At 44.0% G+C, this 13,995-nt stretch carries 14 protein-coding genes; 8 read left to right on the top strand and 6 right to left on the bottom strand.

Annotation, left to right across the window (positions count from 1 at the left end; all coding sequences use genetic code 11):
• Window positions 1–73 precede the first annotated feature (73 nt).
• The 4 genes from petC to V7K98_RS00980 all read left to right on the top strand — a co-directional run bounded on the left by petC (window position 74) and on the right by V7K98_RS00980 (window position 3,978).
• Window positions 74–613, top strand: coding sequence for a cytochrome b6-f complex iron-sulfur subunit (gene petC, locus V7K98_RS00995; RefSeq protein ID WP_335018704.1), 540 nt, complete (start codon window positions 74–76; stop codon window positions 611–613).
• 180 nt (window positions 614–793) lie between these two features.
• Window positions 794–1,795 carry a cytochrome f gene (gene petA / locus V7K98_RS00990; RefSeq protein ID WP_335018702.1) on the top strand — a complete coding sequence of 334 codons (1,002 nt, stop codon included), beginning with the start codon at window positions 794–796 and terminating at the stop codon, window positions 1,793–1,795.
• A 1,014-nt stretch (window positions 1,796–2,809) separates the two neighbouring features.
• Window positions 2,810–3,151 (top strand): hypothetical protein, encoded by a 342-nt coding sequence (locus V7K98_RS00985; RefSeq protein ID WP_335018700.1) that lies wholly within the window; start codon window positions 2,810–2,812, stop codon window positions 3,149–3,151.
• A 140-nt stretch (window positions 3,152–3,291) separates the two neighbouring features.
• Entirely contained in the window at window positions 3,292–3,978 is a 687-nt protein-coding gene (locus V7K98_RS00980) for a Uma2 family endonuclease (protein WP_335018698.1), read from the top strand.
• 82 nt (window positions 3,979–4,060) lie between these two features.
• Here the strand turns inward: V7K98_RS00980 and V7K98_RS00975 are convergent, their stop codons facing one another.
• The 3 genes from V7K98_RS00975 to V7K98_RS00970 are packed head-to-tail and all read right to left on the bottom strand — an operon-like array spanning window position 4,061 to window position 6,093.
• A complete protein-coding gene (locus V7K98_RS00975; protein WP_335018696.1) occupies window positions 4,061–4,279 on the bottom strand; it encodes a DUF6887 family protein in 219 nt (72 codons plus the stop codon).
• Between the two features lie 16 nt (window positions 4,280–4,295).
• Window positions 4,296–4,454, bottom strand: a complete 159-nt coding sequence (locus tag V7K98_RS28845; protein WP_442940382.1) for a DUF6888 family protein — start codon at window positions 4,452–4,454, stop codon at window positions 4,296–4,298.
• A gap of 34 nt (window positions 4,455–4,488) precedes the next feature.
• Window positions 4,489–6,093 (bottom strand): glycoside hydrolase family 57 protein, encoded by a 1,605-nt coding sequence (locus V7K98_RS00970; RefSeq protein WP_335018694.1) that lies wholly within the window; start codon window positions 6,091–6,093, stop codon window positions 4,489–4,491.
• Between the two features lie 915 nt (window positions 6,094–7,008).
• On the opposite strand from V7K98_RS00970, the gene V7K98_RS00965 reads away from it, so the two are divergent.
• The 4 genes from V7K98_RS00965 to V7K98_RS00950 all read left to right on the top strand — a co-directional run bounded on the left by V7K98_RS00965 (window position 7,009) and on the right by V7K98_RS00950 (window position 10,559).
• Window positions 7,009–8,865 carry a hypothetical protein gene (locus V7K98_RS00965; RefSeq protein ID WP_335018692.1) on the top strand — a complete coding sequence of 619 codons (1,857 nt, stop codon included), beginning with the start codon at window positions 7,009–7,011 and terminating at the stop codon, window positions 8,863–8,865.
• 199 nt (window positions 8,866–9,064) lie between these two features.
• Entirely contained in the window at window positions 9,065–9,700 is a 636-nt protein-coding gene (locus V7K98_RS00960; protein WP_335018690.1) for a hypothetical protein, read from the top strand.
• Between the two features lie 113 nt (window positions 9,701–9,813).
• Window positions 9,814–10,281, top strand: coding sequence for a hypothetical protein (locus V7K98_RS00955; protein WP_335018688.1), 468 nt, complete (start codon window positions 9,814–9,816; stop codon window positions 10,279–10,281).
• Window positions 10,245–10,559 (top strand): hypothetical protein, encoded by a 315-nt coding sequence (locus V7K98_RS00950; RefSeq protein WP_335018686.1) that lies wholly within the window; start codon window positions 10,245–10,247, stop codon window positions 10,557–10,559. The genes V7K98_RS00955 and V7K98_RS00950 overlap by 37 nt, the downstream gene beginning before the upstream one ends.
• A 175-nt stretch (window positions 10,560–10,734) precedes the next feature.
• Here V7K98_RS00950 and rsgA read toward each other — a convergent pair whose 3' ends face one another.
• From rsgA to dnaJ, 3 genes are read right to left on the bottom strand one after another with little or no spacing between them, the layout of a single operon-like run.
• Window positions 10,735–11,844, bottom strand: coding sequence for a small ribosomal subunit biogenesis GTPase RsgA (gene rsgA / locus V7K98_RS00945; protein WP_335018684.1), 1,110 nt, complete (start codon window positions 11,842–11,844; stop codon window positions 10,735–10,737).
• Entirely contained in the window at window positions 11,841–12,098 is a 258-nt protein-coding gene (locus tag V7K98_RS00940) for a sulfurtransferase TusA family protein (protein ID WP_335018859.1), read from the bottom strand. The genes rsgA and V7K98_RS00940 overlap by 4 nt, the downstream gene beginning before the upstream one ends.
• Complete coding sequence (gene dnaJ / locus V7K98_RS00935; RefSeq protein WP_335018682.1) at window positions 12,098–13,231, bottom strand: molecular chaperone DnaJ; 1,134 nt, start codon at window positions 13,229–13,231, stop codon at window positions 12,098–12,100. The genes V7K98_RS00940 and dnaJ overlap by 1 nt, the downstream gene beginning before the upstream one ends.
• Between the last annotated feature and the right edge of the window lie 764 nt (window positions 13,232–13,995).

The raw sequence follows: 13,995 nt of genomic DNA, 5'->3' as shown, positions 1-13,995 counted from the left end.
CTTAGACAAGAGTTCCTTAGTTACAGTACTTTTGTCAAAATGCTTAACAAAATACACAAAGAGCGCGTAGACTATGGCTCAATTTTCTGAATCAGCAGATGTACCCGATATGGGTCGTCGTCAGTTCATGAATCTGCTCACTTTTGGGACTGTCACTGGAGTAGCTCTGGGTGCATTGTATCCCGTTGTCAACTACTTTATTCCACCAGCAACAGGTGGTGCAGGTGGCGGTGTAACGGCAAAAGATGAGCTAGGTAACAATGTTAGCGTCACTAAATTTCTAGAAAACCGGAATGCAGGCGATCGCAACCTAGTCCAAGGACTTAAGGGAGATCCTACCTATATTGTGGTAGACAGCAAAGAGGCGATCAAAGATTACGGCATTAACGCCATCTGCACCCACTTAGGTTGTGTCGTCCCCTGGAACGTTGCTGAGAACAAATTTAAATGTCCTTGTCACGGTTCCCAGTATGACGAAACTGGTAAAGTTGTTCGGGGGCCAGCACCTCTGTCTCTGCCTTTGGCCCATGCCAATGTAAGCGACGACAAAATCGTTTTGACCCCTTGGACTGAAACCGACTTCCGCACCGGTGATGCACCTTGGTGGAGTTAATGAGTGCTGAGTGCTGAGTGCTGAGTGAGGGAGATGAGGGAGTAGGAACAAGGGGGAATGCCCGATGCCCCATGCCCCATGCCCCATGCCCCATGTCCAATGCCCAATGCCCAATGCCCAATGCCCAATGCCCAATGCCCAATGACTAATGACTAAATTCAATCGTTGCCCTTACTAGAGATGAGAAATGTTTTCTTAAGAGCGAGATTAACTCGCAGTACTAGAGCGATCGTTAAAACATTGCTCATAGCGATCGCTACTGTGACATTTTACTTCACCAGCGATCTAGCTCTTCCCCAATCAGCTGCCGCCTATCCATTTTGGGCACAGCAAACCTATCCCGAAACCCCCCGCGAACCAACCGGGCGGATTGTTTGTGCCAACTGTCACCTAGCAGCCAAGATTACAGAAGTGGAAGTTCCGCAATCGGTGCTACCTGACACTGTATTCAAAGCTATAGTGAAAATCCCTTACGATCTGAGCGCCCAGCAGGTTGGCGCTGATGGTTCCAAGGTTGGCTTGAACGTCGGTGCTGTACTGATGCTACCTGAAGGCTTTAAGATTGCCCCCGAAGACCGCCTTTCCGAGGAACTTAAAAACGAAGTTGGCGACACTACCTTCCAACCCTACAGCGAAGATAAAGAAAACGTCGTCATCGTCGGCCCTTTACCTGGTGAACAGTATCAGGAAATCATCTTCCCAGTTCTTTCTCCCAACCCCGCAACCGACAAAAACATCCACTTCGGTAAATATTCGGTTCACGTAGGTGCTAATCGGGGACGCGGACAAGTTTATCCGACTGGCGAAAAGAGCAACAATGCTGTTTATAATGCTTCCGCTACTGGCACAATTACCAAGATTGCCAAAGAGGAAGATGCAGATGGTAACGTCAAATATCTAGTAAACATCCAACCTGAATCTGGTGATGTTGTCGTTGATACGGTTCCTTTAGGGCCAGACCTGCTTGTTTCTGAAGGGCAAGCAGTTAAAACTGGTGATGCTTTGACCAGCAACCCGAACGTTGGCGGATTCGGTCAAATAGATGCAGAAATCGTACTGCAAGATTCTTCTAGAGTCAAATGGATGATTGCATTCACTGCTCTTGTAATGTTGGCTCAAGTTATGCTTGTGCTGAAGAAGAAGCAGATTGAAAAAGTTCAAGCTGCTGAAATGAATTTCTAAATTCTTTGCTAAATCATTATTTGTAAGACAGGCAAGATGCCTGTCTTTTTTATATGTTAGAGTTTTAAGCTCAGTTCAAAGCGAAAAGAAAGGGAGCATCCCAAATGTGCAAGTTTATTTTTATAAGGGATTTTGGCTTAGGCCAATAATGAAATAACGAACCGCCAAGTACGCCAAGGAAAGAGGTTTCTACAGGGTTTTTGTGCCAGTCCTGTGCCTTTTGGCAAAATTGGGATGCTCCCTGATTTACTAGCTGATGTAATTTAATTACCAAATGGAAGCGCCCAATACCCCGCTTCTGTCACTCTCTGGGAGGGCGATCGCTAGAAGACTCATCAGGCAATCAATACAAGCTATACTATTAGAAAAAAATCGGTCTTGTATTTTTTATTAGAAAATAATCGCGCTATCGCTTGCTATACAAAAGCTCTAGAATTCAGAAATGGCAAATGTTTTCGGAGAGTGACAGAAGAGGGGTATTTCTCATCAGATACTCAATAAAATATTACTTGACATATTTTTGTAAATTATTTACAGTTTTCTGAACATCCAGATTTTATTGACAAATATCTTTTATAATTGTTTTGTAAGTTAGTTACAAATTGAATTTTAAATAAATAAAAAACCCTGGCAATTATAACATAATCCTCCTTGAATTAATAAATAATTCATAATAATTATTGGGGCTATTTTTCTTGTAATTGAAATTATTTGATGATATAAACATAAGTACTACCAATTGCAAAAAAATGCTTTTTTGCAAATTGTTCTAGACCATGAATGAAGTTTATGGTTATGGCAGATCAACCTAACTAAGTACTAAGGTAGTCTGCATATAAAGCCATATTCATTTTCTTGGTTTATCCTCAATTTGCAAGCACCAAGCAAGCATATTTTATAAAATGGGATATTCCCAGCTTTATTATTTCTCATAAAAAATAAAGCAAAAAAATGCTCCTGGTGTTGGTAGTTCCAAGAAATCCAGAAGCAATTCAAATTAAAAAACATAAAACAATGATACAACACCCCCAAACTTTTGCTACACCATTGCAGCAAAAAGATGATCATGCCCAAATTGAAGAAGCCATCCTGAAAATTCCAAAAGTACTGGAAGAAAATCAGAGACTCAAGATTTGGTTGAGCGTTTTGCAAAACATACAGCTAACTGCACCCCGGGAATTTTTATTACAAAACAAGTGTCAGTTAGTGCGTTTTAACGGATTAGAAGCTACAATTTCTATTCCTACTGAAGGGTGTGGAACACAGGCACAGAAAAAGTCTTCCTCAATAGAGGCGGCTTTCCGAAGGGTTCTTGGTGATCCTGTAAAAATTCGCTTTGAGATTCAAGATTCATAGCAAATCCCTAAATTGATTAATGGGATATATGCTTTAGTTTTAGAGGGTGAGTAATACACCCTCTTTTTGATGTGCAAGTACCTATAACTTAAAACAAGGTTAAATTAAATCTAGCCCTATTTGAGTTTAGGTATCCGACCATGACAGCCTCAGTAGAGTATATCCCCGTTACCCCAATTGAGTACCCAGATGAGGACGGTAAGCCGATGGCTGAAGGTGATTTACAGTGCAGTTACTTGACTTATGCAAGAAATGTGCTGAGGATTTATTTCCAAAATCACCCAGATGTATACGTCGCTGGTAATCTATTTATTTACTACGAAAAAGGTTATCCAGAATCAGTTGTCGCCCCAGATGTATTTGTGGTATTTGGAGTGGAAAACCGTGACAGACGCTCTTACAAAATCTGGGAAGAAAATAATCAAACCCCAAATTTTGTTCTAGAGATTACCTCAAAAAGCACCCGCAGCAAAGACCAAGGTGCAAAAAAAGGAATTTACGCCTTTCTGGGAGTACGTGAATATTTCCAATATGACCCTACAGGCGATTATCTCAATCCCCAACTCCAGGGTTTACAATTAGTTGACGGTAATTATTTTCCAATGGCAACTAATACTTTGCCAGATGGTACAGTATCCCTACTCAGTGAAGTTTTGGGGCTGGAGTTACGCCTAGAAGCAGGAAAACTGCGTTTTTACAATCCAATTAAGGGTCAAACACTCCTAACTCATGAAGAGGAAGCAGTTGCACGAGAAGCCGCAGAAGAGAAAGCGCAAAGATTAGCTGCTAAACTCCGAGAATTAAATATTGATCCAGATAGCCTTTAGCTAAATCCGGCAGGGTTAATAAAATAATAGGGTGAGTAAATCATACTCACCCTAATTATGCTTAGTGAATTAGACAATAATCTCAAAGTTCTCCGTTAATCTTACGCCTGATGATTTCCATCTGGGCTTGCATATCAGCTTCTGTCACAGGCATGGGATACTTTGGAGAGTTAGGATCGCGTTTGCTCATCAGAAAACGTAGAGCTTCAATATCTTCGCGGTTTTCCACGATATAAGCTCTCAACTCTGTAAAACTCATTTGCTCATAATTCGGGTTCATTGACAAAATCCCAAATACCATTACTCAAAACGATGACTTAAAGTTCATCTCCAGCCAGGATGTAAACCTGTCCGGTTTGATCGTCAAATCGGAATAAGCGGATGTCTTTATAAAGATTTGACAGCATTTGACAAACCCTTACACAGGCTAAGGCTTGCTCTGTTGTTGGTAATAATAAACGCTCCTCACTACTAATATAGGGTAGGCAATGCCCACCCTATTAATGTTGATTACTTTGTGTGAGACGATAGCGGACGGTAGACGCGATAGTTGATTTCGGGGAAGATATTATCCATTAACTCGACTTTTTCCAGCCAACCACTGTCAACTTTGCCGACTTTCACATCTTCGTAGAGCTTATTAAACCGCATCAGGTGCGATCGCGTCCGTCTAATTGCATAAGGTACCATTGTTCCTGTCCGCATAATAAATGCCCAGTCAGAAGATTGTGCTAACAGCAGTTCCCGCGCCGCTTGGTTGAGGGCTTTCCACTGCAATTCATCCTCTGGTTCCAAGTGCGATATTTCAATCATCCGTTCCGCAGCTTTGTGCAAATGTGGATAAATCCATGCATTGGTTTCGTTCAACCAATATTCGTGGAAACCCTTGAAACCCCAACTCGACTGCGAAGGACGACAGACTTGCTGTGTCGGCTGATCTCGCAAATAGTCTGCTAAATGGGTCATTTGATATGTTTTTTGGTCATACCACGACTTGCGGAATAGGTAATCGATAAACCAAGGGCCTTCATACCACCAATGTCCAAATAACTCTGCGTCATAAGGCGAAACGATAATTGACGGGCGCTGCATTATACCATAGAGATGCTCAGATTGCCGCTCTCGATTATACATAAAGTTATCAGCGTGTTCTGCTGCCTTTTCCTTAGCCCAATAGGGATCGTAGAGTGCCTTATCTGATAGTCCTAAGCCACGCCCTGTAATTTTGTGATACTTAATGCCCGTATTTTTCCGTTGGCCATTGGGCATAATGTAGGGCTTGATGTACTCATATTCTGCTTCCCAGCCCAAATCTTTGTAAAATTCTCGATATTCTGCCGCCCCAGGATAGCCTACCTCGGAAGACCATACTTGTTGGGATGATTCATGATCTCGACCAAAGACAGCAACACCACTTTCTGTATAAATTGGCGCATAAGTGCCAAAGCGCGGACGGGGACGGGCGTAAAGGATGCCATGTCCATCGGTGAGGAAGTAGCGTAACCCAGCATCGGCTAGCATCCGATCTAAACCTTCATAGTAGGCGCATTCCGGCAACCAAATGCCTCTGGGTGCTTGTCCAAAGTTTTGTTCGTAATGCTCACAGGCTACCTGAATTTGCGCCCATACTGCCTCTGGATACATCTTCATCAACGGCAAATAGCCGTGAGTAGCGCCGCAAGTGATGATTTCCAGGTTATTACTGTCTTGGAACTTCTTAAAAGCTGTCACCAAGTCACCGTTGTAGCTTTCCCATAGCTGACGAGCTTCGCTAAACTCAGTAGCGTAATGTTCGGCTAAATAACGAAGATGCCCGTTGTTGACATTATGTTGTGCTTCTAGTTCTATAAGTTGTTCTAGTTGGGCTAAGTGTGCCTCATAGCGTTCTTGCAGCAGAGGATCGCGAAGCATTGACACGAGAGGAGGTGTCATGCTCATCGTGATTTTAAAGTCGATGCCGTCTCGCTTTAAGCCTTCAAATACTTTCAATAATGGGATGTAAGTTTCTGTGATGGCTTCATAGAGCCATTCTTCCTCCAGCACGTAGTCACTTTCTGGGTGACGAACGAAGGGTAGATGTGCGTGGAGTACAAGCGCGACGTAGCCGATAGCCATAGTGATTTTGGGGTGATACTTGTAAGTTGAAGGTCGAGAGGTTTGGCTGAAATTAACAATATTTTAAGACTTTATGGGGATTGTAAGAATAGTTTTCAATTGAGTTAAATACAGTGTTTGTAGGGGCACAAAATTGTTTATTGGTGTCAACTTAAGCTCAAACCTATTTAAAACCTCGTTTCCAGCCAGAGGCTGAAAATGCTCTTCAGTTGCGTCTCTGCTGCAAATCTTGAGGTAGAGGCTCCCATTAAGCGTTCCCAATCTCTGACTGGGAACGAGACAATCTCTAAAAGCTCTTTCTAGTCAGGTTTTTACGTTAAGTTGACACCAATGGGAGATAACTCGCTAACGCAAATCTAAAATCCAAAATTAATTCACAGGCAAGAGCTAGATTAGGGTTCGATAAATTAATTAGGATTAATCAAGAATTGCGCGTAATCTTACCATATTTGATGATATTACTTCTCAATAACAATTATTATTTCATAATTTTCAGCCAAAAAACATATTTATTACTTTTTGCACTTGACAAAAAGGATATTACGTAAAAAGTTTTATTTAATCTATTGACAGTGCTTCTCAATGAGTTGTATTGTCTCAAAAGTGATACTTAAGATTAAATCTCAAGAGTTGCTGATTCAATAAATAAGGCTTTTACGCCTAAAAATTATGCTCAAAGCACGTTTTGATTGATGTCTTAGTATGTCAACATCTTGCGCTTTGTAAAATTTTTCTTGGCAAATTATTGAGTTTTTTCTCATTAGTTTGAATATATAGTGTCAATTAATCTGGCACTATCTACATCCAAATTTTGACCTCAGAAGCTTGCTTGATGCTCAGTAATCAGCGATCGCTTACAGACTGGGGTCGGTTTGATTGGAAGTTTACTACACCAAATTTTCGGAAATATTCTCAATGATATCTACTACCGACTTCAACACTCCATCTAGCTTAATTCCTGACTCTAACACCGCAGGTTCATTAAACATAGATGGTGGATCATCACCCCTAGATTTCCGCTACTCTCGCTCCTCCTCTAGTGCCACAACGATCTACGGCACGCCAGGGGATGATGTGATTACTGCCAGCAGTAGCGGTAGAAGCATCGTCTTTGCAGGAGAAGGGGTAAACCTGATCACCACTGGGCCGGGTAATGATGTCATTTATTCTGGTAATAGCAGTGATTTCATTGATGCAGGTGATGGGAAAAACATCATTTTTGCAGGCGATGGCAATAACCGCATCAGAACCGGGGACGGCAACGATGTCATCTACGCCGGTGCGGGGAACAACACGATCTACTCTGGCAAAGGCAACGACACGATTTATGTCGGGGCAGGTAACAATATCATCAATACAGGTACGGGTAAAGACTCTTTGTACCTTGGCGGCACCGGCAACGACAAGCTGATCCTAGAAGGCGGTGCAGGCTCTGTTACCGTCACTGGCTTTAACATCACATCCGACAAATTGCGCTTGGGAGAAAGCCTCCAGGGTAAATCTCTCAGGTTTGCTAGCGAGAACGGCGACACCCTAGTGTTTGCCGGTCGGGATCTACTGGCAACACTCAAAGGTGTGGCATCTGGATCGCAGGCTTTGGTAGACAATGGCCCACTCTATCGCTATCAGGCAACAGATTTGGGTTCTCTGAGTACTAACCCCAATGGTGCAGTCAATGCAGCTTCGATTAACGACTTTGGACAAATCGCTGGACGCTTTGACACAGGCGCAACTTTCAGCAATACGAACGCTACAACTGGTGTAGTTCAACCTAACAACCTCGTGCGTCAAGGCTTCATTTGGGAAAACGGCACATTGACAGCGCTAACTAGCACTGGTGTGAAAAACGGTGAATCCGAATTTGGTGGAGCAGACGGGGCAACTGTCACCTTGCTCACGCCCAATGTGAACACCATCAGCGATCGCGGTATCATCCTGGGAACAGCTGATGAAGTGCGGCAACCCATTCCCCAAGCTACCGATCGCGCCCTCCTCTGGGAAAAAGACAGCAACGGCACTTACAGCCTGACAATTAACGACTTTGGCAACGTAGAAAGTTACTTCCTTGATACCAACGAGAACAACCTGATCGTCGGTCGCAACATTGATGCAGAAGAGTTTGAAAAGCCACTCTACTGGGAAAACGGTGTGGTAACAGGCTTGGCAGAACTGGGCGGCGACGGCGGCACAGCCCGTGGAGTCAACGACAAGGGTCAAATCGTTGGCTATGTGGACAGCGACGGAATTTTGGATGGCACAGCTAAGAACACTGCCATTGTGTGGGAAAAAGATGCTGATGGTGTGTATCAACTTACCAACCTTGGTACCTTTGGTGCTGAACAAGCCACCCTGCGAGACATCAACAACGGCGGTCAGATTATTGGCTCCACCAGTAATGGAACTGGAACCACCGCCACTAGTACACCATTCTTGCTTCAAGCAGATGGCACATTTACTGCGATCGGTAGCTTGGGTGGTAAGACAGGTTCTGTCAACGGCATCAACGAATTCGGTCAAGTAGTCGGAGCTTCCCAAATCGCCGCAGGCACAAATCATGCCTACGTTTGGAGCAACGGTGTCCTGACTGACCTAAACAGCTTACTAACTACACCACTTACCTATAACGGATCAGTCGTGACATTGACCAGCGCCACTAGCATCAACGAATTTGGGCAAGTTGTAGCGACTGGAACTTACACCTACCAAGACACCTTGACCTCAACCCCAACCACCACTACAGGAACTCGCTCTTATGTGCTGAATATTGCTTAATTTGGGCATTGAGCATTGGGCATTGGGCATTGGTAAGGGTTTTAAGCGTGTTTACGTTTTGTAACATGGGTTGATTTATTCACACCGACTTACTTCGTGGAATAGGCATTAAAAAACAATTTTGGATTTTGGATCGGAAATCTAAACTTGATGCCTTCGATCCAAAATCCAAAATCTAAAATTCAATTCGAGTTGATCTATGCAAGAGTCGAAATTTCAATCACTAGAGTCAAAAAGCGTTTCCCCCGACTTCCCTAGACAGTTAGACATTGCTACTGTCAGTGTCTACGGCTTGGCGATTCTTTCTGGGGGCTTGTTCTTGTTTTTGCCCCTGGTCAATTTACTTCACCCAAGTCCGTGGCAGCGATCGCTAGGAACAATTCACAGTTTCAGTGCGGTGCTAACCACAGTCGTGGTGGCTTATACAGGACATCTGGCATTTCCCTTATTGCGGGGTTCGAGCAAGGTTTTGCCCCAAATGCGAACCTTAACCTTTTGGTCTACCGTGATCACTTCCCTTGGTATCTTGACGGGGAATATCGCCTACGCCCGTTACCGAGCAAATATTGCTTATGGTGGGGCGCGGGCTTGGCTGAAGGTGAATACGCCCCTAGTTCAATACATTTTCATGGAGTTTCACGAGTTTAGCTGTCTCTTTACGCTGCCGTTGGGAGTCGCCTGTACCTGGATTTTATGGCACTATGGCGACTCGATATTAGAAAAACAAAATCGTCCAGTACTGACAGCAACTTGTGTAGCTTTAATGGGGATGATGTTTTTTGCAATAGGAGGTTTAGTATCAGGGTTAGCGATCGCTAAAGTTCACGCCCTCTAGTTCAATATCTTCTGTTGCGATGTCACTGAATTTTAGATTTTAAATTTTGGATTGAAGATTCAAAATTTAAAAAGTTCTGAGAGCAAGAATTCAATTTATTTAGTAAAATCTATATGCCAAAACCTCTGGTTCAACCCGTGGGCAGTGAGCCAATTTACACTCGCTTCTGGAACGGGTTCAAGCAGTTTCCCAAAGGACTCCATGTCGGTTCATCTGCTCCACCCACCGTTTCTGGCCCAGCTGCCGCAGCCCTAATTAGCGGTGGTGTGGGAGCCGTTGCGATGCTGATAACTCACCACTTTGCCGAGCTTTCCAAACCAAATAATCAGATTGTGATTAAGATGGGTAGCTGGATTCCAGGTGCAATGAACTCCGATCCGATGTGGGGCAATCTGGAAAACTACGCTGGTAAGGAAATGATGTTCTTTATCGGTTGGTGGATCAGTTGGGCAGTGCTACATCAGGTGTTGAAGCATCGGCAGGTGAAGCCACGGACTTTATTAATTTGGTTGTTGGGGTTGTTCACGTTAGCAACAGCTATGGCGTGGCATCCTTTGTTCCCTTGGCTGTCGTTGATGTAGGAGTGCTAATTGTTATGCAAAATTCAACTACCAGAATGCACCGATACATTTTGGGCTGGATCGGATTGATGGTTGCTTTTGGAGTGACAATACCGATCGCTATATTGCGGGTAAGTGCTAACCCAAAGTTTGCTCATCAGCCCTTAAATTCACAAACTTGTGATTCCCGCAACCCAGAAACCCGAACAGTTACATTTTGGCTTAAGACATGCAGCCAGATGAAGGTTGCACCAATTGCCCAAAAAGCCGAGCCTGTAGTAAAACCAGCTACAAAGTAAAATCTTCTATATCAAGAATTTGTAGAGACATACAAGATACTTTTTCTGTTTGTATCTATGCTATGGTGACAAAACTTTGCATAGAAGTACAACACCGATAGCGTACCCCTACGGTGAAGGGAGACACCAAGGGCGAACGGGCAATCGTCACAGATCGTCATAGACATTGCACCCCTTATTCTTCATCCCGATATAACTCCTGCAAGTCTTGTAATTGAGTCTTGCGGGAAATTCGGCGATATTTTTTACTTTCTAGCTTAGGTTCGTATTGACTCTGACCTTTGCCTTTGCTTTTGCTTTTTAACTTCATGCTAGATTCTGGATCGGCTTGTTGGTGCAGCTGAGTTTGATGTGCGATCGCAGCATCCAAAAATTCTAAATAATGTTCATATCGTTCCCAGTCTCCCCGCACCACACATTCAGGCTCATCTCGATGCAGACAATCACTAAACCGACAGCTAGCAACTGCTAACCGCTTTCTCGCTTCTGGGAAATAATGGATTAATTCTTCTGGGATACAATCCATGTCCGGCTGATTAAAGCCAGGAGTATCTGCCAGCAAACCACCTTCAGGTAACTCAAATAATTCTATATGGCGAGTGGTATGACGACCACGAGCTAGTTTACCAGAAACTTCCCCTACTCGCAGCTTGGCAGAGTCAATTAGCGTATTAATCAAGCTAGATTTGCCAACGCCAGAAGGCCCAGCAATTACAGTAATTTTATTGCTCAAATATCTGCTTGCTTGGTCAGTATTTATGCCATCTTTGACACTGATAAATATTGGTTCATAGCCCCAACCCAAAAGGCGATCGCTAACTTGTTGCTGTTCTTGCTTTGAAATTAAATCACTTTTATTCAAACATAAAAGCACATCCAAGCCAGTAGACTCAGCTTTAATTAAAAACCGACTCAGTTGATAAGGTTCCAAAGGTGGATCGGCTACGGCAAATACCAATAAGATTTGGTTGACATTAGCGATCGCTGGACGGTCTAATTCGCTATGACGGGGTAACACATCAGCGATCGCACCGCGTCCCCCAGCCCAATCTGGCTCTTCAACCACAACGCGATCGCCTACCATTACCTGCTGCCCGATTTTTTTCAGACGTGTCCGGCGAGTACAGAGGAGGAGAGGGGGATGGGGAAGATGAGGGGGATCTTGCTCCCTCATCTCCCTCATCTCCCCATCCTCTTCATCTAGCTGTACTCGGTAAAAATTAGCCTGTACAGCCACCACCGTACCCAATAACTGTCCAGTTGCGACAAAATTTTCCCCTGTCATTGGCTACCAACTGGACGGCGCACTAATAGAGAAAAATAACTAGTGCAGTCTGTAATTTCTTCAACCTGATAACCTGCCATTGTCAGACTATCAGGAACCTGCTCAATCGGCTCACCAGGGTCTAGCCAGACTTCTAGTAAACCTCCCAATGGCATTTTTTCCAAACGTAACTTTGTCCGCACAAAATTAATGGGGCAAGGAGTGCCACGTAAATCAAGTTGAGCATCGGGAGTTAAAAGAGAAGAGGGCTTGATCACTTAAATAAATTTCCCAAAAATCCTTCTAGACCGCCTTTACCAGTCCGATCTCCCTTAATTTTAGCCAGCTTCTCTAACAGTTCCCTCTCCTCTGGGGTGATTTTGTTGGGAATATCAATTAATACGTTCAGCATGTGATCCCCACGACTGACGGGATTACCCAAGCGAGGTACGCCACGATTTTCCAACTTCATTACCGTATTTGGCTGGGTTCCGGCTGGAATGATCAGTTCTACAGGGCCATCTACCGTATCTACCTCTAACCGGCAACCTAAAATCGCTTGCAGGTAGCTAACTTTGATTTCCGAGAGAATATTAATCCCATCTCGTTGGAATTCTTCGTCCTCATTTACGAACAAGTAAACGTACAAATCCCCAGATGGGCCACTACGTTGACCAGCATCTCCTTCACTAGAAATCCGTAAACGTGTGCCATTATCCACCCCAGCCGGAATGGTAATTTTGAGTTTCTTGGTGACTTGATTTGCGCCCTTTCCATCACAAGCATCACACTTATCTTCAATTACCATTCCTGTTCCATTACAGGTGGGACAAGTTGAGACTTGGGTGAAACTACCAAAGGGTGTTCTAGTCACCCGGCGAACTTGACCAGATCCGCTACAAGTCGAACAAGTCCGGGGGCGCGTTCCAGGTTTAGCGCCAGAACCGCTACAAACTTCACAATTTTCTAAATGAGAAATGCGAATTTCCTTTTCGCCGCCAAATATCGCTTCCCGAAAGTCTAACTTCAGGTCTAGCCGCAGATCATCACCCCTCGCAGGCCCACTGCGCCGTCTTTGTTGTTGCGTGGGATTACCCATACCACCAGCAAAGCCACTAAAAATGCTTTCAAAGATATCGGCAAAACCACCCATATCGCCGACATCTTGGAAGCCAGCGCCAGCAGCACCTGACACACCCTCTGGCCCAAAGCGATCGTAACGAGCGCGGGTTTCGGGTTCTGAGAGTACCTCATAAGCGCGGTTAATTTCTTTAAATCGATCCTCCGCCCCCGGTTCTTTGTTCACATCTGGGTGATACTTCCGGGCTAAACGGCGATAGGCTTGCTTGAGTTCTTCTTTGTCGGTGTCACGAGAGACACCCAGGATTTCATAATAGTCGCGGGACATATAGCAAAGGTAAAAGTTAGAAGGAAGAAAGCAGAAATCAGCAGAACGTCACTCACGGTCACTTGCTACTTTACAAAAAGGGGTTTGCTTTACAAGTATGTAAGAGCAACACACTATCCTTTAAAGGGCAGCTTGCCAGAGGTCAGGCAGAAAGTAAAATTAATTTTTGTTGATAACTGATTTTACCCTTTACCTTTTACAAAAATCACCGACAGATATTGAGCAACAGGTGCTTTCCTCGTGGGAGACGACAAAAGCTATAGAATTTATGAGTAGAAGAAGCCTCTGCTCAGACTTCATCACTGCCGAGTCAGTTGTCTCTTTTACAATTGTGCTAGGTAGGAGAGGAAAACCCCGCCCATTAACCAGAGGGGCTAGCCGCACCATTCGGTGTGGAAAACCACCCTTATGCTTTGGATCGCATCTGAATCGGCATACTGCCTAGCAGTAATTTGCTTCTACAATCTAGCAAACCCCTGGGGTCTTGTGAAACTCCGCTAAATATATAATTAATATTAAATATAATAAAATGTATTTAGGACTAGCCCTTTCAAGGTGACTCGAAAAATTTCTTTTTTCTCTCCGTGTTCTCTGCGCCTCTGCGGTTTAAAGGTAATTTATTTAACCGCAGAGTCACTGAGAAGTCAGTGCCTTGGGCAGGTTCCCCGACTTGTAGCAACTGGCGCGACACAGAGATAAGAGATAATAAAGGGATTTTTCAAGCAAAATTTTTACCCACCTTGAAAGGGCTAGTATTTAGGACT

This window comes from Nostoc sp. (assembly GCF_036917435.1).
Taxonomy (GTDB): domain Bacteria; phylum Cyanobacteriota; class Cyanobacteriia; order Cyanobacteriales; family Nostocaceae; genus Nostoc.
The sequence above is the reverse complement of the archived record's forward strand: the minus strand, read 5'-3'. Positions and strand labels throughout refer to the sequence as shown.